Annotated in this window: 18 protein-coding genes and 1 tRNA gene; 10 read left to right on the forward strand and 9 right to left on the reverse strand. The window is 35.3% G+C overall.

The window, feature by feature from the left end; genetic code table 11:
* Positions 1-12: 12 nt before the first annotated feature.
* The gene (locus ASE40_RS04290; RefSeq protein ID WP_057115982.1) at positions 13-1,665 is read right to left on the reverse strand and encodes a UxaA family hydrolase; all 1,653 of its coding nucleotides are present in this window, start codon (positions 1,663-1,665) and stop codon (positions 13-15) included.
* A 173-nt stretch (positions 1,666-1,838) separates the two neighbouring features.
* Between ASE40_RS04290 and ASE40_RS04295 the strand changes: the two genes are divergently transcribed.
* Positions 1,839-2,729: an AraC family transcriptional regulator gene (locus ASE40_RS04295; protein ID WP_057115556.1), complete on the forward strand. Its 891-nt coding sequence runs from the start codon at positions 1,839-1,841 to the stop codon at positions 2,727-2,729.
* Positions 2,730-2,878: 149 nt separating this feature from the next.
* Here the strand turns inward: ASE40_RS04295 and ASE40_RS04300 are convergent, their stop codons facing one another.
* The 5 genes from ASE40_RS04300 to ASE40_RS04320 form a co-directional block, all read right to left on the reverse strand.
* The gene (locus ASE40_RS04300; RefSeq protein WP_057115557.1) at positions 2,879-3,658 is read right to left on the reverse strand and encodes an SDR family oxidoreductase; all 780 of its coding nucleotides are present in this window, start codon (positions 3,656-3,658) and stop codon (positions 2,879-2,881) included.
* A gap of 207 nt (positions 3,659-3,865) precedes the next feature.
* Complete coding sequence (locus ASE40_RS04305; RefSeq protein WP_057115558.1) at positions 3,866-5,551, reverse strand: sodium/sugar symporter; 1,686 nt, start codon at positions 5,549-5,551, stop codon at positions 3,866-3,868.
* A 254-nt stretch (positions 5,552-5,805) separates the two neighbouring features.
* The gene (locus ASE40_RS04310) at positions 5,806-6,864 is read right to left on the reverse strand and encodes a UDP-glucose--hexose-1-phosphate uridylyltransferase (RefSeq protein WP_057115559.1); all 1,059 of its coding nucleotides are present in this window, start codon (positions 6,862-6,864) and stop codon (positions 5,806-5,808) included.
* A gap of 17 nt (positions 6,865-6,881) precedes the next feature.
* The gene (gene galK / locus ASE40_RS04315) at positions 6,882-8,042 is read right to left on the reverse strand and encodes a galactokinase (protein WP_057115560.1); all 1,161 of its coding nucleotides are present in this window, start codon (positions 8,040-8,042) and stop codon (positions 6,882-6,884) included.
* Positions 8,043-8,077: 35 nt separating this feature from the next.
* Complete coding sequence (locus tag ASE40_RS04320; RefSeq protein ID WP_057115561.1) at positions 8,078-9,130, reverse strand: aldose epimerase family protein; 1,053 nt, start codon at positions 9,128-9,130, stop codon at positions 8,078-8,080.
* Positions 9,131-9,231: 101 nt separating this feature from the next.
* Between ASE40_RS04320 and ASE40_RS04325 the strand changes: the two genes are divergently transcribed.
* Positions 9,232-10,230, forward strand: coding sequence for a GntR family transcriptional regulator (locus tag ASE40_RS04325; protein ID WP_057115562.1), 999 nt, complete (start codon positions 9,232-9,234; stop codon positions 10,228-10,230).
* A gap of 11 nt (positions 10,231-10,241) precedes the next feature.
* Here the strand turns inward: ASE40_RS04325 and ASE40_RS04330 are convergent, their stop codons facing one another.
* Positions 10,242-10,931: an NUDIX hydrolase gene (locus ASE40_RS04330; protein ID WP_057115563.1), complete on the reverse strand. Its 690-nt coding sequence runs from the start codon at positions 10,929-10,931 to the stop codon at positions 10,242-10,244.
* Positions 10,932-11,480: 549 nt separating this feature from the next.
* Here ASE40_RS04330 and ASE40_RS04335 point away from each other — a divergent pair.
* The 6 genes from ASE40_RS04335 to ASE40_RS04360 all read left to right on the forward strand — a co-directional run bounded on the left by ASE40_RS04335 (position 11,481) and on the right by ASE40_RS04360 (position 19,453).
* Entirely contained in the window at positions 11,481-13,025 is a 1,545-nt protein-coding gene (locus ASE40_RS04335; RefSeq protein WP_057115564.1) for an alpha-N-arabinofuranosidase, read from the forward strand.
* A gap of 231 nt (positions 13,026-13,256) precedes the next feature.
* Positions 13,257-14,948, forward strand: coding sequence for a ribulokinase (locus ASE40_RS04340; RefSeq protein ID WP_057115565.1), 1,692 nt, complete (start codon positions 13,257-13,259; stop codon positions 14,946-14,948).
* On the forward strand, positions 14,932-15,633 hold the full coding sequence (locus ASE40_RS04345; protein ID WP_057115566.1) for an L-ribulose-5-phosphate 4-epimerase: 702 nt from the start codon (positions 14,932-14,934) through the stop codon (positions 15,631-15,633). Before ASE40_RS04340 ends, ASE40_RS04345 begins: the two co-directional genes overlap by 17 nt.
* Positions 15,634-15,800: 167 nt before the next feature.
* The gene (gene araA, locus ASE40_RS04350; RefSeq protein WP_057115567.1) at positions 15,801-17,309 is read left to right on the forward strand and encodes an L-arabinose isomerase; all 1,509 of its coding nucleotides are present in this window, start codon (positions 15,801-15,803) and stop codon (positions 17,307-17,309) included.
* Between the two features lie 272 nt (positions 17,310-17,581).
* Positions 17,582-18,766: an aldose epimerase family protein gene (locus tag ASE40_RS04355; RefSeq protein ID WP_057115568.1), complete on the forward strand. Its 1,185-nt coding sequence runs from the start codon at positions 17,582-17,584 to the stop codon at positions 18,764-18,766.
* Between the two features lie 219 nt (positions 18,767-18,985).
* Positions 18,986-19,453 carry an OsmC family protein gene (locus ASE40_RS04360; RefSeq protein ID WP_057115569.1) on the forward strand — a complete coding sequence of 156 codons (468 nt, stop codon included), beginning with the start codon at positions 18,986-18,988 and terminating at the stop codon, positions 19,451-19,453.
* A gap of 121 nt (positions 19,454-19,574) precedes the next feature.
* On the opposite strand, the gene ASE40_RS04365 is transcribed toward ASE40_RS04360, so the two are convergent.
* A tRNA-Leu gene (locus ASE40_RS04365) sits at positions 19,575-19,654 on the reverse strand.
* Positions 19,655-19,942: 288 nt separating this feature from the next.
* Between ASE40_RS04365 and ASE40_RS04370 the strand changes: the two genes are divergently transcribed.
* Both ASE40_RS04370 and ASE40_RS04375 read left to right on the forward strand, forming a co-directional pair.
* Positions 19,943-20,884 (forward strand): ribose-phosphate pyrophosphokinase, encoded by a 942-nt coding sequence (locus ASE40_RS04370; RefSeq protein ID WP_057115983.1) that lies wholly within the window; start codon positions 19,943-19,945, stop codon positions 20,882-20,884.
* A 121-nt stretch (positions 20,885-21,005) separates the two neighbouring features.
* Positions 21,006-21,617 carry a 50S ribosomal protein L25/general stress protein Ctc gene (locus ASE40_RS04375; RefSeq protein ID WP_057115570.1) on the forward strand — a complete coding sequence of 204 codons (612 nt, stop codon included), beginning with the start codon at positions 21,006-21,008 and terminating at the stop codon, positions 21,615-21,617.
* A gap of 510 nt (positions 21,618-22,127) precedes the next feature.
* Here ASE40_RS04375 and ASE40_RS21670 read toward each other — a convergent pair.
* Positions 22,128-23,738 (reverse strand): tail fiber domain-containing protein (locus ASE40_RS21670; RefSeq protein ID WP_131726575.1); only part of this gene is annotated, 1,611 nt, incomplete at its 5' end.

The raw sequence follows: 23,738 nt of genomic DNA on the forward strand, positions 1-23,738 counted from the left end.
TTTAATAGTCTTTTACAAAGATACGCCGCGTTTCCACGGAATAAAATCGTCTTGGTTTAATTGAACTGCTTTCGGAATAATTTCGCCGCTTGCCGCTTTAATGCAGTATTCTAAAATTTCCTCGCCCATTTCTTCAATAGATTTTTCACCACTAATGATTGGTCCGCAGTCAATATCGATAATATCTTTCATTCTGGTTGCTAGAACAGAGTTTGTCGCCACCTTAATTACAGGACAAACTGGGTTTCCTGTCGGAGTTCCCAATCCAGTAGTAAATAAAATTAAAGTCGCTCCAGAAGCCGCTTTTCCAGTTGTTGCTTCTACATCATTTCCTGGTGTACAAACCAAACTTAAACCTGGTTTTGTAACCAATTCGGTGTAATCTAAAACATCAACAACAGGAGAAGTGCCGCCTTTTTTGGCCGCTCCAGCACTTTTGATAGCATCTGTAATTAATCCGTCTTTGATGTTTCCTGGTGACGGATTCATGTGGAAACCAGAACCCACTTTATGCGCCAGTTCATCATAAGATTCCATTAAATCTATGAATTTTTTGGCTTTATCTTCCGTAATACATCTGTCAATTAAATTCTGTTCAGCTCCACATAATTCTGGGAATTCAGCCAAAAGAATTTTTCCGCCTAAAGCTACCACTAAATCAGAAGTATAACCCACAGCAGGATTTGCAGAAACACCGCTGAAACCATCGCTTCCGCCGCATTTTACACCAATGCATAAATCGCTCAAAGGCGCATCAGTTCTTTCATATTGGTTGATTTCAATTAAACCTTCAAAAGTCTTTTTGATGGCATTGGTAATCAAAACTTCTTCGCTTTCTGTCTGCTGCTGTTCAAAAATAAATAACGGTTTGTCAAATTCTGGGTTTTGTCTTTTTACATCATTTACAAAATCCTGAACTTGTAAATGCTGGCATCCTAAACTCAAAAGCGTGATTCCACCAACGTTTGGATGATTGGCATAAGAAGCTAGTAAAGCACTCAAAGTAGAAGCATCCTGACGCGTTCCACCGCAGCCGCCTTGGTGATTTAAGAATTTAATTCCGTCCACATTTTCAAAAACACGTTTGTTTTTCGGAGTCGGATTTAATTCAATATTAATATCATTAATGTCATTTCCGTTCAAATAACCTTCCAGTAATTCGTGCGTAAATTGATTGTATTTGTCTGTTACAGCATAACCTAATTGCTTGTGCAACGCCTCTTTGATAACGTCAAGATTTCTGTTTTCGCAAAAAACCGTCGGAACAAAAAGCCAGTAATTAGCAGTTCCAACACGTCCGTCTTTTCTTTTGTAACCTTTAAAAGTCCTGTTTTCAAATTTTGAAACATCAGGCGCATTCCATTCGTAAGAAGCATTTCTGTATGCATAAGGATCTGCGGCATGTTTTAAGTTTTCGGTCGTCATTAAACTTCCTTTTGCCACATTGCATTGTACTTTTCCGACTAAAACACCGTACATATTTACTTCTTCTCCCTGCTTCATGTCCTGCATGTAGAATTTATGTTTGGCTTTGATGAGGTCTTGTAAAACGTAAGTTTCGTTTTCAAAAAGAATAGATTCTCCTTTTGGCAAGTCGGTTAAAGCTACCAGAACATTATCGTCTGGATGCAGTTTTACCACTAATTTTTTAGTTGTATCAAGCATTGTCTTGTTGTTTTTTTTCTTTTTTGTGTTGTCGTTTGCTGTAGTTAGGGAAGAAGTTAAGCACTTTGATTTCACTAAAATTTGGGCAGTAAACGAAAAATAAAATTAGTTTTTTTAGTCTTTTATTATTAGTCTAATATTATCCGTGTATAATCTTTAATTATCTTTGCAGAATGAAATTGGAACAAACCAAAATAGCGTCTTATCTCAATACAAAAGTTTCGGTATTAAATCGTGTTGAGCCTTTTTTTCAAGCGCCATTTCATTCGCATCCCGAATTAGAATTGGTGTATGTAAAAGAAAGTTATGGCAAGCGAATTATCGGAAATTCGGTAATGCCATTTGAACCCGGTGATATGGTTTTTTTAGGTTCGGATATTCCGCACGTTTGGCTGAATGACGAGAAATATTATCAGGGAATTGAAGATTTAAAAGCCAATTCGATTGTCGTATATTTTCATAAAGATATTTTTGGGCCTACTTTTTACGAATTAAAAGAAACCCAAAAAATCAACGAACTCTTTTTTCAGGCTGGAAAAGGGATTTCGATTATCGGAAAAACTAATAAGCATATTGCAAAAAAATTGGAGAAGTTAGTTTCAAAAAAAGACTTTGAGGTAATTGTCGGACTTTTTGAGATTTTGTCTATTCTTTCAGAAAGTCAAGATACAATTTATATCAACGACGAAATTTATTCTTTGATGCAGAAGGATTCGAAAGTAGATCGTCTTTCAGAAGTTTTTCAATATGTGAATAAAAATTACAAGAAGAATATTTCCTTGGAAGAAATTGCCGCTGTAGCGAATATGACTCGGACTTCTTTTTGTAGAATGTTCAGAGTTAAAACGAAGAAAAATTTTGTGGATTATCTACACGAAATCAGAATCTCGAATGCCTGCAAATTACTGTTGGAAACCGATAAAAGTATGTCTGAGATTGCATACGAATGCGGTTATAAAACAGCTTCAAATTTTAATAAACTTTTCAAAAAAGTTAAAGGAATAACGCCATCTGATTTTAAAAATAATGCGAAGATGAGTTTTGCCACAGATTATAAAGATTAAAGGGATTTTTTAAATCTGCCCAATCTGCCCAATCTGCTAGATCTGCGTGAAATAAAAAATATAGCCACGAATTACACCAATTTCCACGAATTAATTTTCTAAATAAAAAATTGTAGTTAATTCGTGTAATTCGTGGCAAAAAAAATATTTTAAATAGATCGATCTAAATGGGTATAACCTCCATCAACATAAATAATCTGTCCAGTAGTATGACTTGATTTTTCAGACAATAAGAAAACCACCATATTAGCAATTTCTTCTGCTGTTGTCATTCTGTTTTCTAGCGGAATATTTTTTGTAATTGCGGCTAGTTTTTCTTCTTTATTTTCAAAAGTATTAATCCACGTTTCGTAAAGCGGTGTGTAACATTCGGCTACAATTACAGCGTTTACACGAATACTGTATTTTAATAATTCAACTGCCCATTCTCTCGTTAAAGCATTTCGTCCTCCGTTTGAAGCAGCGTAAGCTGAGGTTCCGCCTTGTCCTGTTTCGGCAGTTTTAGAACCAATGTTTACAATTGCTCCTTTTGATTCTTTCAAATACGGAAGCGCATGCTGTGCCATTAGATAATAATGCACTAAATTTTTATGAAGCGAAGCAGCGAAATCTTCATAATTTCCATTCTCTAATCCAACACCGTCATTAACGCCGGCGTTATTTACAAGTCCGTCAATTCTGCCGAATTTTGCGATTACGGCTTCAACGGCTTTTTTACAGTCTTCAGGTTTGGTAAGATCGGCAGCAACTTGATGCGCTTCTTTTCCAATGGCTTTTAATTCTTCTACGGCTTTGATGTTATCATTTTCGTTACGTCCAACGATAAACGGAATTGCATTTTCTTCGGCTAGAACTTTGACGATTCCTAAACCAATTCCTTTTGCGCCTCCAGTAACGATAATGATTTTTTGGGTTAATGATAACTGCATGATTTTTATGTATTATAATTTATTGCGATTTTTTTGCCACGAATTACACGAATTAACTAGAATTTTTTTATTTAGAAATTAATTCGTGGAAATTATTGTAATTCGTGGCTTTTATTTCTATGTGTTAGAACTTTTTTTAAAAATTTACAGCTGTTGTTCATGACAAACAACAGCTGTAAAAATAGAGAGAATAGAACTGATAATTTATTACCAGAACTTAACATAAAGCGCCACAATAATCAATAATGTAATTACGATTAAGACTGTTGTCTGCGGTTTAACTTTAAACATTCCTGGTTCTGTTTCGAATGCTTTAGGGTTTACTTTTGGACCAGCGAAACTCATCAAGATCATCACTAACATAGTAAAGAAGAATGATAATCCCATACAAATGTGGAACGGAATTTCGAAAGCTCCTTTTCCGTTAGGATAAGCTGTGTATAAAAGTGTATCGTTTCCAAATAATGCAGGAGCGTATTCGTTGAATAAAACTGACAATGCGAATCCTAAAATTACACCCACGATTGCTGCTGCACCAGTAGTTCTTTTCCAGAACATACCAAGGAAGAACATAGCAAAAACTCCAGGGCTGATGAATCCAGTGTACTTTTGGATGTATGTAAATCCGCCGACACCACCGATTCCTAAAACGTCATTCCAAGTAAATAGAACGGCTAAAAGCATTGCAGCAAAAACGGCAATTCTACCAATGTTTACCTGTTGTTTTTCTCCAGCTTCTTTTTGAATATATTTTTTATGAATATCTAATGTATAAATTGTAGAAATACTGTTTACTTTTCCAGCCAAAGAAGCTACGATCGCAGCCGTTAAAGCCGCAACAGAAAGACCTTTTAGTCCTGTTGGAAGGAAAGTTAATACAGCAGAATAAGCTCCGTCTTTTCCTCCAACTAATTGAGGTAAATGTCCGTTTGTGTATAAAACGTAAGCAGCAATACCAGGAAGCATTACGATAAGCGGCATTAATAATTTTAACATACCAGCAAATAAGATTCCTGTACGAGCTGTTTGTAAATCTGCTCCAAGTGCTCTTTGCGTAATGTATTGGTTACAACCCCAATAGTTTAAGTTGATAATCCAGATACCAGCAAGGTAAGACATCAAACCTGGGAAAGTCAAATATTTGTCAATTTCTAATTGAGAAGAAGCTGCAGTTGGTTTTGGAATAATCATTTTGAAATGCTCAGGCGCCTCAGTCATTAATACTTTGAATCCTTCGATTGCACTACTGCTTATTCCTAGCTTTTCTCCAACAGTTACTAATGCAATATAAGAAGTTACCAAACCTCCAATAATTAATACAGCAACCTGAATAACGTCTGTATAAGCCACAACTTTCATTCCTCCAAGAGAAATAAATAAAGCAAATACAGCCAAACCGATCATAATAGCATGAAGATATTCTCCACCAGCAAGACCGTTAATAGCAACAGCTCCCAAATAAAGAATAGAAGTTAAGTTTACAAAAACGTACAAAAACAACCAGAAAACTGCCATAATCAAAGCAGTAGATTCGTTGTAACGTGTTTTTAAGAATTGTGGCATTGTGTAAATCTTGTTTTTAAGATATACAGGAATAAACCACACAGCTACAATAATAAGTGCAACGGCAGCAAGCCATTCGTAAGCAGCAACAGCGATTCCTAAAAAGAAACCTTCACCGCTCATTCCGATGAATTGTTCTGCAGAAATGTTAGAAGCAATTAAAGAAGCTCCAATTGCCCACCAAGTTAAATTTCCTTCAGCCAAAAAGTAAGCTTTAGCATCTTGTTCGTCTTGTTTACGTTTGCGATAAACGGTATAACCGTAGACCGAGACTACGATAAAATAGATAATAAAAACCGCATAATCTGCGAAAGCGAGGTTTTGGTTCATTGTTAGTAGTATTTTAAATAATTATTATAGGGTTAAATTTGTTTGTTTGGTTTTAAATTGTTTTTTATGTTGTGTAATCTTGTTAAAAATGCAAGATGTGTTTTATTTCTGTTATTTTTTTACGAAAATAAAAGCGGAAGCCAAATGTAAAATAAAAATTTAGAAATCAGCTACTGGCAAATGTGTTTTTTACATTTATTCAATCGAAATTGTGTTAAATTTTTAGTATTTAGCTATATTGCACTGGCAAACCATTAGGCTTTTACCAGACTTTTATAATGCACATCTGAAAGCTTTCTTAAAATTTCAGCACTTTTTTCTGGTGTAATATCACGCTGCGATTCGCCTAACATTTCATATCCTACCATAAATTTCTTTACCGTTGCCGATCTTAACAACGGCGGATAAAAATGCATGTGAAAATGCCATTCCGGATGATCAAATCCATCTGTTGGCGATTGATGAATTCCTGAAGAATAAGGGAAAGAAGTATTAAATAAATTGTCGTACTTCGTTGTTAATTGCTTTAAAATTTTAGCAAAAGCGTTGCTTTCTTCAGCAGAAAAATCGGTGATTTTGTTGGCAGCTCTTTTGCTCACAATCATATTTTCGTATGGCCAAATAGCCCAAAAAGGCACTAACGCTACAAAGTGATCGTTCTCAATTACAATACGCTCCCCAGTTTTCAATTCGGCCTGAACATAATCTTCCAACAATGTTCTTCTATTTTTATCGTAATATGATTTTAAACTGTTATGCGTTTTTTCAACCTGAGTTGGTAAAGAAGACTGTGCCCAGATTTGCCCATGCGGATGCGGGTTGCTGCAACCCATTACACTTCCTTTATTTTCAAAAATCTGGACGTGGTTAATGTACTTGATGTTTCCTAAATCAGTATATTCTTTCTGCCAGGTTTTAATAATATTTTCAATATCTGCAATTTCCATTTCTGGGAGAGTCAAATCGTGTCTTGGCGAAAAGCAAACCACTCTCGAAATTCCTTGTTCTGGTTTTACTTTAAAGAAAGTATGTTTAATATCGTCTTCAAAAATAATTTCCTCTTGCTTCATCGCAGCAAAATCATTTTCAAAAACAAAACTGTTTTCGTATACTGGATTAGTTTCTCCATTGGCACGAACATTTCCCGGACATAAATAACAAGTGGGATCGTATTTTGGAAGTTCTTCCGTAGAAATAGTTTCATTTTGTCCCTGCCAAGGGCGTTTTGCACGATGTGGTGAAACTAAGACCCATTCGTTGATTAGAGGATTGAAGCGTCTGTGAGGATCTTCGTTAATGTCAAAATTTTTCATTGTAGTGTGTTGTGGTATTAAAGTAGTGTTGTTCCGTTTGAGATTTTTACATCATAGAATTTTAATTCAATTCCAAATTTATCTAAATAAAGATTTGAAAACTTATGTTTTACCTCATTTTCTTGACCTTTTTTAACTAAATTAATTGTACAACCTCCAAAACCGCCTCCCATAAGTCTAGAACCTATGATAGATTCGTCATTTTTTGCAGTATCTACAAGGAAATCTAACTCTTCGCAGCTTACCTCATATTCCTGTGATAAACCATAATGAGTTTCAAAAAGTAATTCTCCCAGATGTTCGATGTTTCCCTTGTCTAAAGCTTCACAGGCTTTTATGACACGATTAATTTCTTTAACCACAAAATGAACTCGGCTGAAAACTTTTTCAGTCATTTTATCCTTAAGACTCAAAACCTGTGCTTCTGAAGCATCTCTAAAACTTTTTACTTCTGGAAAATGACTTTTTATGATTGATAAACCTTCTTCGCATTCGACTCTTCTGGTATTGTATTCTGATGTAAAAAGCGAATGTTTCACATTAGAATCTAATAAAATCAATGAATAATCTTTAAAATCGGCATTGTGATATTCGAAATCTAAAGTGTTGCAGTCCAATTTTATCACTTTATTTTCAAGACCATGAACACTTGAAAACTGATCCATAATACCGCAGTTAATACCCACCCAGTGTTCTGCTTTTTGTCCTAATAATGAAATGTCAACTTTCTCAATTTTTAAATCGAAAAGCGATTTGATTCCGAAAATCATTCCGCATTCTAAAGCCGCAGAAGAAGATAGTCCAGAGCCAACCGGAATATTACTGCTGAAAACACAATTGAAACCTTCAAAAGAAAATCCGTTATCCTGCAATTGTTTAATTACACCTCGAATGTAATTAGTCCAAACCACATCGCTCAATTTTACTTCTTCAGTCAGGTCAATTTCAAATTCTTCGTTTAAATCGACTGCAATTACCTTAGAAGTTTTAGTGTTGTTTTTTTCAAAAGCAAAGCAAATTACTTTGTCAATTGCAGCTGGTAAAACATAACCATCATTGTAATCAATATGTTCTCCAATAATATTAATTCTTCCTGGAGAAAGTACCGTTTTTTGAGGAGAAGATCCAAAAGATTTCTCAAAAAAAGCAACAGTGTTTTGTATTAAAATATCATTCATTATAAAGTGAGTGTAATGGTGGTTTTGGAATTTGGTTAGTTTAAATTTTCAAATTTGTAAAGCGTTTTTTGAGTATACTCTTCGCCTTTTCTCAAAACAGCATTTGGAAAATGGCTGTGATTGGGTGCATCTGGAAAATTCTGCGTTTCAAAACAAATACCGCTTTGGGCATTGTAATCGACATTTCCTTTTCCTTTTAATTTTCCAAAACAATTTCCTCCTACATATATATGTACACTAGGCTGATCGGTGTAAACATTCATTCTCAGTTTGTTTTTTAAGCTGATTAGCTGTGCTACGATTTCTGTTTTAGAATTCACCACAAAAGAATTGTCAATTGGAAACGGGCAGTTTTTAGTATTTCTAAAATCAAAATCATGATTGGTTAAATCGGTATAATTTCCAGTCGGGATATTATCTGGATTGGTCTCCAGCATTTTATCCGATTTGATAAACATTTGTTGCTCTAAAACATTTCCATCATGTCCGTCAAGGTTAAAATAACTATGATGTGTCAAATTGATAACGGTATCTTCTGTAGAAACAGCTTTATATTCTAATTGCAGTTCGTTTTCTTCATTTAAAGTATAGGTCAAATAAACGGTCATTTCACCAGGAAAATTTTCATCTAAATGCTCACTCAAAAGACCAAAAGTAATAGAAGGATTTTCGCCGGTTGAAGCATTAATTACGCTCCAGACTTTTCTCCCAAATCCCATATTGCCTCCGTGAAGCGTATTGCCATTATTATTTCCGTCAAGCTGAAATTTTTTATCATCTATGCTAAAAGCTCCATTATGAATACGACCAGCATAACGGCCAACAGTAGTTCCAAAATAAGGAGCGCTTGGTAAATTATAAGATTCTAAGTAAGCTTCTAGATTATCAAATCCTAAAACAACATCTATCGATTTTTCATTCAAAGGAATTTGGATGGAAGTTACTATTGCACCATAATTGATGACCTGAACTTTCATTCCGTTTTTGTTACACAATTCAAAAGAATAAATTTCTTCTTTATTGGGCATTAAACCAAACAATTTGCAATTATGAGTCTCCTTTAAATGCGATATATGTTTTATTTCCATATTATTTTTACCAAAAATGAAATCCAAAAATAGAAACATTCTCTATCTTTGCATACCAGTACCTACCAGTTTTTAGTATTAATAGTCAAAATGACTTTATTGTGAACATCATTTCAATTCAAAATAATATTGGGCTTCCAAAATATAAGCAGATTATTCTTTCAATAGAAAAAGCGATTGAAGAGGGCAATTTAAAAAAAGGAGATCGTCTTCCATCGGTCAATAAAGTCTGTTTAGGCTTTTCTTTATCGCGCGACACAGTGCTTCTGGCGTATGACGAATTGAAAAAAAGAGGAATTATTTACGCTATTCCAGGAAAAGGTTATTATGTGAAAAGTGTTGAAATCACTATTACTCAGAAGGTTTTTCTTCTTTTTGACGAGCTTAATATTTTTAAAGAAGATATTTATAATTCGTTCCTAAAAAATATTGGTAAAAATGTTCAGGTTGATATTTTCTTTCATCATTTTAATGTTCAAGTTTTCAAAAAACTGCTAAATGACAGCAACGGAAATTACACAAAATATATAATCATGCCGACGAACTTAAACGATATCGTCGATTCTATAAAAACCCTACCAGTAACCGATGTAATTATTTTGGATCAGACTAATCCAGAGTTAAAAATGTTTCCAGCTATTTATCAAAATCATCAAAAAGATATTTTTGAAGGATTACTGAAAGCCAAAAAAAGATTGGAAAAATATAAAAAACTGATTTTGATTTTTTCAGGTTTTAGAGAGCCGCCGGGAATGAAACTTGGTTTTGAATCTTTCTGTCAGGAATACAATTATGATTACGAAATTATTTCGGATTTCAGCAATCAATCTATTGCTTTAGGAGATTTATACATTATTCCTCATGACCGCGATCTGCTTTTGGTTATAGAAAATGCCATAAATCGAAACCTAAAATTAGGCGAAGATTTTGGAATTATATCTTATAATGAAACCGCTTTAAAGAAAATTGCTGCCAACGGAATTACAACCATTTCAACCAATTTTGAATTGATGGGAAAAATTCTGGCCGATATGGTTTTGAAAGGAACAAAAGAGCAGATCGAAAATAAATCTGCTCTTATAGTAAGGAATTCTTTATAGCGACGTGTCAATTATAAATTTAGAACAAAATCGTTGAGTAATTTTTCTTCGTATTTCTCTTTATTAAAGGTGTATAAATAAGAACCTTTTCGAGAAGACTGCATATCTTTTTCGTCTAATTTATTTAAGATTTCTAGAGAATTAATTTTACTGATGAAGTTTCTTTTGTCCAGTTCTTTGCTCAAAATCGCTTCATACAATTCTAAAAGTTGGCGCATGGTAAATTTCTCAGGAAGTAATTCAAAACCAATTGGCTTTACAGAAGTTTTGTAACGAAGTCTCTTAATGGCATTTTGTACCATTTCATTATGGTCAAAAATTAAGTTTGGTGCATCATTAATTGGAAACCATTCCGCGTGATAATTTTTAATTAATTCTGCGTTGTGATTTTCAATATTAATCAAAGCAAAATAAGAAACCGAAATAGTTCTTTCTACAGGGTCACGATCGATTTCGCTGTAAGCATATAACTGCTCCATATAAATATCGTTAAGACCAGTATAGGTATTTAGTATTCGGATAGCTGCTGCATCTAAAACTTCGTCACGTTTTAAAAACCCTCCAATCAAAGACCATTTTCCTTTCTCGGGTTCGAAATCTCTCTTGATTAAAAGTATTTTCAGACCCTCATGATCGAATCCGAAAATGATGCAGTCAACCGCCAGTAAAACTTTATCGGCAGAACTATAACTATTTAGCATATGTAATTAATTTGGACCGTAAATATATAAACTTCTTAAAACCTTTCATAATTTATTAATGTTGATTTCACACTTATGTTAAATAGCAGCGAATAAGAATATTTATGTGTATTCGATATTAATTGCTAAGGTAAAGCTGTTTTTTACTTATTAATCTTCTCAATTTCAAATCAAAATAACGAGTCAAAGGTAGAAACATTTTTAAAAGAGATATACACTAGGATTATTATTTCATATTCACAATTCAAAAATTGAGATTGTTGTTATAAAACACATGGTTTTTGCTTTTTTTTGTCAATTTTTCAGATTCTTAACTTTTTATTTGTTTAAAGATATTTTGGTTCAATCCCTTTAAGAATGCTTGTTTCCAAGGCAAAATTATGAAATATGTTTTTTGCAACCAGTTGTTCTGATAATTTTATTTTTTTATGAGACTTATTTTTATTTAAATTTACAAATGTTAAACGAACACTTATAAAACTAAAAAACCAACATCTTTAGAAATTCTGCAGCCACGCAATTTTCTGAAAACCAAAACCAACAACAGATATGAAAAAACCACTACTAATCTTGTTTGCTATATTTTTTATTCAAACAATTACAGCTCAAAAAGAATCGGTTATTATTTCAGTTAAAAATGATGCAGCAGCACCGATTATAAATAGAAACATTTATGGTCATTTTGCTGAGCATTTAGGACGCTGTATCTATGGCGGATTTTTTGTGGGAGATACTTCAAAAATTCCCAATACAAACGGAGTTCGAAATGATATTATCAAGGCATTAAAAGATTTGAAAATTCCAAATTTAAGATGGCCCGGCGGCTGTTTTGCAGATACCTACCATTGGAAAGATGGGATTGGTCCAAAAGAACAGCGTCCGACAATTGTAAATCAATGGTGGGGGGGCGTAACAGAAGACAATAGTTTTGGAACACATGATTTTTTAAATATGTGTGAATTATTGGGAGCAGAACCGTATTTATCTGGAAATGTCGGAAGCGGCACAGTTCAGGAATTAGCAGACTGGGTTCAGTATACCAATTTTGGAGGAAAAAGTCCAATGAGTGATCTTCGAAAGAAAAACGGAAGAGCAGAACCTTGGAAAGTAAAATACTGGGGAATTGGAAATGAAGCCTGGGGTTGTGGCGGCAATATGACTGCAGATTATTATGCTAATGAATATCGCAAGTTTGCCACTTTTATATCAGATTGGAACAATACTGGAGGCATTACAAGAATTGCTTCGGGATCTAATAGTTCTGACTACAATTGGACAGAGGTTTTGATGAAAAACATTCCGCTGAATATGCTGGGCGGAGTCGGTGTTCATCATTACGCAGTAATTGACTGGGGTAAAAAAGGGGCAGATGTTGATTTTACAGAGAAAGAATATTTCCAGACCATGCAGTCTGCCTTAAAAATGGAAGAATTAGTGACCAAACATGCTGCCATAATGGACAAATACGATCCAGAGAAAAAAGTTGCGATGATAGTCGATGAATGGGGAGGCTGGTATGAAGTTCAAAAAGGGACAAATCCAGGGTTTTTATATCAGCAGAATACAATGCGAGATGCTGTTTTGGCGGGAGCAACTTTAAATATTTTCAATAATCATGCAGATAGAGTTCGCATGGCCAACTTGGCACAATGCGTTAATGTGCTTCAAGCTGTAATCTTAACCGACAAAGCCAAGATGATTACAACGCCAACCTATCATGTAATGAAAATGTATAGCGTTCATCAAGACGCGAAATTACTTCCGATAAATTTTAAATCCCCGACATATAATTTTAATGGAGAATCAATTCCGGCTGTATCTGCATCTGTTTCAAAAGATCAAAAAGGATTAGTTCATATTTCACTCGTAAATATTGATGCTGTAAATAAGAATAAAATCGAAATTGATGTAAAAGATCTTGGCGTTAAAAATTTTACAGGGACTATAATTACAGCTTCAAAACTACAGGATTATAATTCTTTCGAAAATCCGAATAAAATTATTCCGGTTGCTTTTAAAGGTTTTGAGAATAAAAAAGAAAAGCTTGAAATCACAATTCCGCCTTTCTCAGTATTAGTCTTAGAAGGAAAATAATCTGTAATAAATGTAAAAATATCTTCTTAAAAGTGAAGGTTTTTATTTTAGAAGTGAAATAATCGCAGTATTATAAATGTATTGTTAACATTTATTTTTTGATTAAAGGCTAAAATGCTGTTTTAATGCATTTATAGCAAAAATTAATTATGCAATTTCAATTAAGTGTTTTTTGTACACTTATAAAGTATTTATCTCTATATTTGTCAATATTTTAAAAATAAAATGAGAATGAAAAATTATGTAATAGGATTGGACTACGGAACAGATTCTGTTCGCGCGGTGCTAATTGACACTGAGAATGGACAGGAGCTGGCATCGAATGTTTCTCATTACAAAAGATGGAAAAACAAGCAATATTGTGATGCTTCCATCAATCAATTTCGCCAGCATCCTTTGGATCATATCGAAGGATTAGAAATTACAATTCAGAATGTTGTAAAAGAAAGCAAGGTAGATCCCAAGTTGGTTCGCGGAATTTGTATCGATACAACGGGATCTTCTCCGGTTCCAGTTACAAAAGATGGAACTCCATTAGCATTAACAAAAGGTTTTGAAGAAAACCCAAATGCGATGATGGTTTTATGGAAAGATCATACTTCTATAAATGAAGCAAACGAAATTAACGAACTGGCAGTAAGCTGGGGCGGAGAAGATGTAACCAAATACGTTGGAGGAATTTATTCTTCTGAATGGTTTTGGGCAAAAATTCTTCACATTGCAAGACAAGACGAAGCGGTTCGTAATGCAGCACACACTTGGATGGAGCATTGCGATTTAATGACGTATTTATTGATTGAAGATAAAGATTTAAAAACATTTAAAAGAAGCCGTTGCGCCGCAGGACACAAAGCAATGTGGCATGAAGACTGGAACGGATTACCGCCAGTTGAATTCTTAGAAAAATTACATCCGTATTTAGCACAGCTTCGCGGTAATTTATACGATGAAACTTATACATCAGATTTAGTTGCTGGAAATTTAAGCAAAGAATGGGCGGATCGTTTAGGGCTTTCAACAGAAACAGTTGTGGCTGTTGGAACTTTCGACGCACATTCTGGAGCAGTTGGAGCTAAAATTGGAGAAAATACTTTAGTTCGCGTTATGGGAACTTCAACCTGCGATATTTTGGTTGGTTCTTATGATGAAGTTGGAACAAAAACCGTTCGCGGAATTTGCGGACAAGTTGATGGTTCGGTTATTCCAGGTTTTATTGGTTTAGAAGCAGGACAATCTGCTTTTGGCGATTTATTGGCTTGGTACAAAGAATTATTGATGTGGCCGACAGAACATTTATTAGGTTCTTCATCTGTTTTAAATGAAGAACAAAAAGAAAAATTAAGAGAAGAATTCAGCGATAAATTAATTGTTGAATTAACGAAAGAAGCAGAGAAAATCCCAGTTTCAGAAAGTCTTCCAATTGCTTTAGACTGGATTAACGGAAGAAGAACTCCAGATGCAAACCAAGAATTAAAAAGCGCCATTTCGAACCTTTCTTTAGGAACAAAAGCACCTCATATTTTTAAAGCTTTGGTAAACGCAATCTGTTTCGGAGCAAAGAAAATTGTAGACCGTTTTGAAGAAGAAGGTGTAAAAATCGACAGCGTTATCGGAATTGGAGGGGTTGCCCGTAAATCTCCTTTTATCATGCAGACTTTGGCTAATGTTTTAAACAAGCCAATTAAAATTGCAGCTTCAGATCAGACACCAGCTTTAGGAGCGGCAATCTACGCAGCGGTAGCAGCAGGAATTTATCCAAATGTAATCGAAGCAAGTCAGAAAATAGGAAGTGATTTTGACGGAGAATATTTCCCTCAAACAGATAAAGTAGAAGCGTATCATAAACTGCTTTTAGCGTATGACCAATTAAGCGCTTTTGCAGATCCAAACATTAAAATTTCTCAAAATGAGTTCTCTTTATAAAGATTTAAAACAGGAATGTTATGAAGCCAATATGCAATTAAATGCATTGAATTTGGTGGTCTACACATTCGGAAACGTAAGCGCTGTCGACAGAGAAAATGGTGTTTTTGCCATTAAACCAAGCGGCGTTCCTTACGAAGATTTAAAACCTGAAGATATTGTAATTGTAGATTTTGATAATAACATTATTGAAGGAACAATGCGTCCGTCATCAGACACCAAAACGCACGCGTACTTATATAAAAACTGGCCAAATATTGGAGGCGTTGCACATACACACGCAACTTATTCAGTTGCCTGGGCACAATCGCAGCAAGATATTCCGATTTTCGGAACCACTCATGCCGATCATTTAACAGCCGATATTCCGTGCGCACCGCCAATGGCAGATCACTTAATTGAAGGAAACTACGAGCATAATACCGGAATTCAGATTTTGGATTGCTTCAAAGAAAAAAATCTTTCTTATGAAGAAGTAGAAATGGTTTTAATTGGAAATCACGGTCCGTTTGCCTGGGGAAAAAATGCTGCAAAAGCCGTTTACAACAGTAAAGTTCTGGAAGTAGTTGCCGAAATGGCGTACCTGACTTTACAAATAAATCCAAATGCACCAAGATTAAAAGATTCATTAATAAAGAAACATTACAACCGCAAACACGGAAAAGATTCGTATTACGGACAATGATGATTTTGTTTCAGGTTTCAGGTTTTTTTTGTTTCAAGTTGTTGGAACGTGAAAATTGGAACGTGAAACACCAAACAAGCAAAATAAAATAATAACATAACAATAAGATTTTCCGCATTTCAGAACCTGAAACCTGAAACAAAGAAAACTTGAAACAAAATAACAAAATGATAGACATTTCTCAAAAAGAAGTATGGTTTGTAGTAGGAAGCCAAGAATTATACGGTGAAGAAACATTAAGAAAAGTAGCAGAACACTCTCAGATAATTGCAAAAGGATTAGACGCTTCGTCTTCAATTCCGGTAAAAGTGGTTTATAAAGATGTGGTGAAATCTCCATCGCAAATTTTAGACGTTTGCTTGGCTGCAAACTCGGCTAAAAACTGTATTGGAATTATTGCTTGGATGCATACTTTCTCTCCGGCAAAAATGTGGATTGGTGGTTTGAGTATTTTGAAAAAACCATTATGTCATTTGCATACACAATACAATGCTGAAATTCCGTGGGGATCTATCGACATGGATTTTATGAACTTGAACCAATCTGCTCACGGAGATCGTGAATTTGGTTTCATCATGTCAAGAATGCGCAAAAAACGTAAAGTTGTTGTAGGACATTGGGAAGACGAAAGAGTTCAGAAAAAATTAGGAATCTGGTCAAGAGTGGTTTTAGGCTGGGACGAACTTCAAAACCTAAAAGTAGCTCGTATTGGAGATAATATGCGCGAAGTTGCCGTTACAGAAGGCGATAAAGTAGAAGCTCAGATTCGTTTTGGAGTTTCGGTAAACGGATACGATTCTTCAGATGTTACCAAGCATATTGAAAAAGTAACAGAAAAAGAATTAAACGATTTATTGGCTGTTTACGAACAATCATACACTTTAACCGATTCTTTAAAAGAAGGCGGTGCGCAAAGAAGTTCATTAGTTGAAGCAGCAAAAATCGAATTAGGATTAAGAGCTTTCCTTGAAGAAGGAGGTTTCGGAGCTTTTACAGATACATTTGAAAACCTTGGAGCTTGGAAACAATTACCAGGAATTGCTACACAAAGATTGATGGCCGATGGTTATGGTTTTGGTGGTGAAGGTGACTGGAAAACAGCTGCAATGGTAAGAGCTTTAAAAGTAATGAACATTGGTTTAGAAGGCGGAACTTCTTTCATGGAAGATTATACGTACCACTTCACACCTCAAAAATCTTATGTTTTAGGTTCTCACATGTTGGAAATCTGTCCTTCAATTGCAGATGGAAAACCTTCTTGCGAAGTGCATCCGTTAGGAATTGGCGGAAAGGAAGATCCGGCTCGTTTGGTGTTTAATTCGCCTGCTGGAGATGCAATCAATGTTTCTTTGGTAGATATGGGAACTCGTTTCCGTTTAATTGTAAACGAAGTAGAAGCAATTAAACCAATGGCAGAATTACCAAAATTACCAGTTGCAAGAGTTTTATGGGATTGTAAACCAAACCTTGATATCGCTGCAACAGCTTGGATTTTAGCTGGCGGTGCGCACCATACAGTTTACAGCCAGTCGTTAACAACAGAATATATGGAAGATTTTGCCGATATCGCCGGAATCGAATTATTGGTAATTGATGAAAAAACAACGGTAAGAGACTTTAAAGATAAAATTAATGCAAACGAGGCATACTATCATTTGTTTCAACACGGATTGTAGTCTGAGATACTAAGATGCTAAGTTGCTATGGTTCTAAGTTTTTGTTACTTTTAGCTTGCTGGGTAATAAATCACTTTGTGAATAAAACGAAGATAAAACGGATTTGCTAATGCAAAAGCGCAGATGAAAGGATTTTAATATTAAAAAATCTGTGTAAATCCGCGTCTTCGTGAAACGAATCTGTCTAATCCGCGTCAAAATATAGATTTTTTTACGCGTGACAATTATATTTAACATCTAATCATTTCAAAATAACCACAAAATTATCAAATATGAATATATTAAAACGTTGCGTTTTCGGTTTAAGCCTGTTAAGTCTGGCTGCAGTTTCAGTTCAATGTAAAAGCGATAAAAAAATGGATACTACAACAGTTTCTTCTGATGAAAAAGCTACAGTTACGATTGAAAAATCTTCTTATGGTACAACTGCTAAAGGAGAAAAAGTAGATAGTTATAAATTGAAAAACCAAAATGGGATGGAAGTAGACATCATCACTTTTGGCGGTAGAATTACAGATTTAAAAGTGCCTAATAAAGACGGCGTTTCTGAAAATGTTGTGATTGGATTTAATTCTTTGGCACAATATGAAAAAGAAAATCCTTTTTTTGGAGCTTTGATTGGAAGATATGGAAACCGAATTGCTAAAGGAAAATTCACTTTAGACGGAAAAGAATATTCGTTAGCAATCAATAATGCACCAAATGCTTTGCATGGTGGACCGCAAGGATATTTTAATGTTGTTTGGAAAGCCGATGAGGTGAAATCAGGAAACACAGCTTCTTTGAAATTATCATACTTAAGTAAAGATATGGAAGAAGGTTATCCTGGGAATTTAAAAGTTTTTGTAACGTATACGTTGACAAATGATAATCAGTTAGATGTTCTTTACGAAGCAACGACTGATAAGAAAACTGTTATAAATTTAACGCAGCATTCTTATTTCAATTTATCTGGAGATTTTACCAAAACAATCTTAGATCACGAATTGACATTAAATGCAGATAAATTAGTTCCTGTTGATGCAGATTTGATTCCGACAGGAAAATTAGAAAATGTGGCTGGTACACCTTTCGATTTCAGAAAACCAAAATTAATCGGAAAAGATATCAATGCTAAAAACGAGCAGTTAGAAAAAGGAAAAGGTTACGATCACTGCTGGGTTTTGAACAATCCTGAAAAAGGAAAAACAATCATTGCAAAAGTATATCACGCGCCAAGCGGAAGAGTTTTGGAAATGACAACAGATGAACCGGGAATTCAGTTTTACTCTGGAAATTTCCTTGACGGAACTCTGCCAATGCCAAACGGAGGAACTTTTGCGCACAGAACAGGATTATGTCTAGAAACAGAACATTATCCAGATTCTCCAAACCAGAAAAATTTCCCAACAACGGTTTTAAACCCGGGAGAAAATTATAAAACGAAAACAACTTTTAAGTTTTCAGTAAAAAAATAATTTTTAGAATTTGTTAATTAGTTCAATTCTCTAGAAAACCTCGAAAGTTATGCTTTCGAGGTTTTTTTATGATTGAAAGCTCCGCCACGAATTACATGGATTAGCACGAATCTCACAATTTCGACGAAAGAGAAATTTCCATAAAAAACTTTGCGACCTTGCGAGATTAAATAATCACAACTTATAAATCTTAACTTAGCAAGAGAAAAAAAAAGTAAAATGAAACATCTATTCAGAGCAGCGCTAAATTGGACTTCAAACAAAAATCAAAAAGAACCAGTTTCAAGATCTACTAAAAGCCATCAAATAAAAATTGAAGGAAAGCCAATTTTAAATGTCTCGGCAGCAAAAGCATTCAAAGGCGATCCATGCTTATACAATCCTGAAGATTTATTGTTGAGTAGTTTGGTCTCTTGCCACATGATGTCGTATTTATATGTCTGCTCTCAAAACGGAATAGAAGTTCTCGAGTATTCAGATAACGCCGAAGCAACGCTCGAAGTAAATCCAGATGGAAGCGGGCGTTTCGTTGAGGCAATATTACATCCAAAAGTTAAAATCTCAAATTCAGATCAAATTGAATTGGCTTTAAAATTACATCAAAAAGCAAATCAATTGTGTTTTATCGCAAATTCGTGCAATTTTCCTGTTTTGCATGAGGCTAGTTGTGAATTTTTCACCATATAAGTTATGTAAGTTCATTTAATAGTTTTTTCACTTCCTGCTTAAAGTTAATTATATAACTTATATGGTGAAAAAGATAACGTATAAAAACCAAAAAACCTCTTCCGTTAAGAAGAGGTTTTTGTACCCGGAGCCGGAGTCGAACCGGCACGGTTTCCCACAGGTGTTTGAGACCAGCGCGTCTACCAATTCCGCCATCCGGGCGTAGCAGACGAAAAATAAATCATAAATGACTTATTTAACGCAATAGAATGAAGTCATAAATGGCGTCATTCCTTTAACACGGTGCAAATGTAAAAAATAAAATTAAATCAACTACTAAAAATACTTAAATTTTTCCTTTCAGTGTCCAATAAATTTTCTAAATTTGCAGCTCGTTAAAACGAAGCACACACAACTAACTACACCCGAGGCATTTATATGCATTTTGCTTTACCAAAAATGGGAAGGCCAAATAATACAAGTGCAGCGGAGCAAAAACAACAAATTATAATGTCGCACCTAGAACCAGAAGCTAAAATTTTTGCTTGTTCACAAAGTGTTTATCTTGCAGAAAAAATTGCAAAAGAGTACGGAATTCCGTTAGGAAAAGTAACGATGTCAACGTATAGTGATGGAGAATTTCAGCCATCTTACGAAGAGTCAATTAGAGGTTTACGAGTATTCATCGTATGTTCTACTTTTCCAAGTGCAGATAATCTGATGGAATTGTTGTTAATGATTGATGCCGCAAAACGTGCATCTGCAAGACATATTACAGCTGTAATGCCTTATTTTGGTTGGGCAAGACAGGATAGAAAAGACAAACCAAGGGTTCCAATTGGAGCTAAATTAGTAGCAAACTTACTAACAGCTGCAGGAGCAACAAGAATCATGACAATGGATCTGCACGCAGACCAAATTCAAGGATTTTTTGAAAAACCAGTAGATCATTTATTTGCATCTACAATCTTTTTACCATATGTAGAAAGTTTAAAATTAGAAAATCTAACAATTGCATCTCCAGATATGGGAGGTTCAAAAAGAGCATATGCTTACTCTAAGTTTTTAGAATCAGATGTTGTAATCTGTTACAAACAAAGAAAAGCAGCCAACGTTATCGACACTATGGAGCTGATTGGTGAAGTAAAAGGACGTAACGTAATCTTGGTAGACGATATGATCGATACAGGTGGTACTTTAGCAAAAGCTGCCGACCTAATGATCGAAAAAGGAGCACTAAGCGTAAGAGCAATTTGTACACACGCTATTTTATCTGGCGGTGCGTATGAGAAAATCGAAAACTCGAAATTAACCGAGTTAATCGTAACAGATTCTATTCCGTTAAAGAAAGAATCTAACAAAATAAAAGTGGTAAGCTGCGCGCCTTTATTTGCTGAGGTTATGCAAATGGTTCACCACAATAATTCCATCAGTGGAAAATTCATTATGTAAAAGCAGTAAGCTTTAAGCCTTAGGCTGTAAGCATTGTTATACATTCTGAAAAAGCCTAAAGCTTATTGCTTAAAGCTTACAGCAAAATAGAATATTTATTTAATAACTATATTTTTTTACAATGAAATCGATTACAATTAAAGGATCAGAAAGAGAAAGCGTGGGCAAAGTGTCAACTAAAGCCTTACGTAATGCTGGAGCGGTTCCTTGCGTGTTATACGGAGGAAATCAAGCAGTACACTTCTCAGCAGACGCTGCAGCGTTCAAAAACTTGGTTTACACTCCAAATGCACACACAGTTGTGATTGAGCTTGGAAAAGGAAAATCATTCAATGCAATTTTGCAAGATATCCAAGTTCACCCAGTATCTGACAGAATTTTACACATTGACTTCTTCCAATTATTTGATGATAAAGAAATCACAATGGAAGTTCCTGTAAAAATCGTTGGTACATCTAAAGGTGTTCTTGCGGGTGGTGTTTTACGTTTAAACACTCGTAAATTAAAAGTTAAAGCTTTACCTAAAAATCTTCCTGATTTTGTTGAAGCTGACATCACTCCACTTGAAATGGGTAACAAATTATACGTTACTAAAGTTGGTGCTCCAGAATACAAAATTATGCACCCAGACAACACAGTTGTTGCTCAAGTAAGAATTTCTCGTGCTGCTATGAAAGCTGCTCAAGAAGCTGCAAAAGCTGCAAAAGCTCCTGCAAAAGGAAAGAAAAAATAATTTTTTTCAAATCAATACAAAAAGCATCAATCGAAAGGTTGGTGCTTTTTTTTTGAGGTTCTGAGAGGCTTAGGTTCTGAGGGGCTAAGTTTGTCTGTTTGCGTTTGTTTATTGATGTCAGGCTGAGCGGAGTCGAAGGCTTTAAAAGCAATTATCTAGTTCCTATATTCCACTAGCAATCTAATTATTTCTTAGAAGCAGAAACTTTTATTTATTTTAAGATCTAACAAACCTGCCATCCGCTATATCTTTTCCTGGCTAAAGAAGCCAGAAAAAGGATGTCGCTTCTGTCAGGGCTAGTAAGAACTGATCGTTTTTATCAGATATTGAATCGTTAAGATTTAATATGAAAAGTTTGTTACCAAGAAAAGCAACATAATAAGACTGTCAATAAGATATAGTACGGTTTAATTACCATTTAAAAATATAAGGAAACAAAGTATAAAAAAATCCGATTACATTACGTAATCGGATTTTTAGTTTTATTCTTATTTAAGAATCTAATCTTTGTTATTTTTTATCAGCTAATTGTTTTACCAAAGCTTTTAACTCTTCGATTTGAGTTTGTTGCTCTTTTATAGCATTAATTAAAACTGGAACCATTTCAGCATAGTTAACTCCAAGTGTTTTATTAGCGTCATCAGCGACATTTACAACTTCAGGTAAAATAGTTTGAACTTGCTGTGCAGATACTCCAATTTTTACTTTTCCGGTATTGTCTTCTTTCCAGTTGTATGAAATAGGATCAATTTTCAGAATATCAGCTAAGCCATATTTAAGAGGTGTAATATTTTTCTTCAAACGAATATCTGACGTTTGAATTGTACCGTTAACTGCGAAAACAGCTGCCCATCTATTTGTAGCTGTACCTAAATTTTGTGTACCACCCATTCTAGGATAAACATTCCCGTTTTCATCTATTGTCATTTGATCGGCTACATCCGATGTTCCAAATTTTAAATCACTCAATTTAGGTGTTGCTGTAGAACCTTTATAATAACTTGCAATTGTTGATAAAACAGTTAATACGCTACTGCTCGTATTTCCTCTCATACTTATTGATCCTAAGGCGTCTCCAGTTATTAAAGGAGCAGGAGATGCGGCAGAACCACGCTGTCTGTCAAAAATTATAGTAGGTGAATATGATGTTGGAGATGATGTATAAGTTGATATTCTAAAAATACTTCTATTGCTAATATCAGGAGCATCTTGTACCATATGTATACCTGCAACTGGTGAAGGCGTGCCTATACCAATATAGCCACTACCTCCTGCTATTCTCATTCTTTCAGTATTATTAGTTACAAAAGGTAAATCAATGTTGTCATTTGTACCAAGTGTTTTAATAGCGCCATTGCTGTTGCCATCTAATAACCAATTTTGAATAGGTGCCCAAACAATATTCCCTGTTTTATCAGTATTTAAAGTTGTATTGAAAGCACCAGGTATCATATTGATTTCCGCATTAGTAAGTGTTGCACCTACGCCATTTGTAATTTTAAGAACTGTAGGTGTTGTAGTAGTAAGATCTTTCTTTACAACATCAACTGTAATATCTGCGTCTAATACTTTACCGCTTCCTGTTACTGTAACTACAGAGCTTCCTGCTAACAAATTTCCTTTAGTTATTGTTTGTGGAACTGATGGCCCAGTTGCTCCAGTCGCACCCGTAGCCCCAGTTGCTCCAGTCGCACCCGTTGCTCCAGTCGCACCCGTAGCCCCAGTTGCTCCAGTCGCACCAGTTGCTCCAGTCGCACCAGTCGCTCCAGTTGCTCCAGTCGCTCCAGTTGCTCCAGTCGCTCCAGTCGCTCCAGTCGCACCAGTCGCTCCAGTTGCTCCAGTCGCACCAGTCGCTCCAGTCGCTCCAGTTGCTCCAGTCGCACCAGTCGCTCCAGTTGCACCAGTCGCACCCATTGCACCAGTTGCTCCAGTTGATCCAGTTGCCCCAGTTGCACCAGTCGCTCCAGTTGCTCCACTCGCACCAGTTGCACCAGTCGCTCCCGTTGCACCAGTTGCACCAGTCGCTCCCGTTGCACCAGTTGCACCAGTCGCTCCAGTTGCTCCAGTTGCACCAGTCGCTCCCGTCGCACCAGTCGCTCCAGTTGCTCCAGTTGCACCAGT

The organism is Flavobacterium sp. Root935 (assembly GCF_001429295.1).
Taxonomy (GTDB): domain Bacteria; phylum Bacteroidota; class Bacteroidia; order Flavobacteriales; family Flavobacteriaceae; genus Flavobacterium.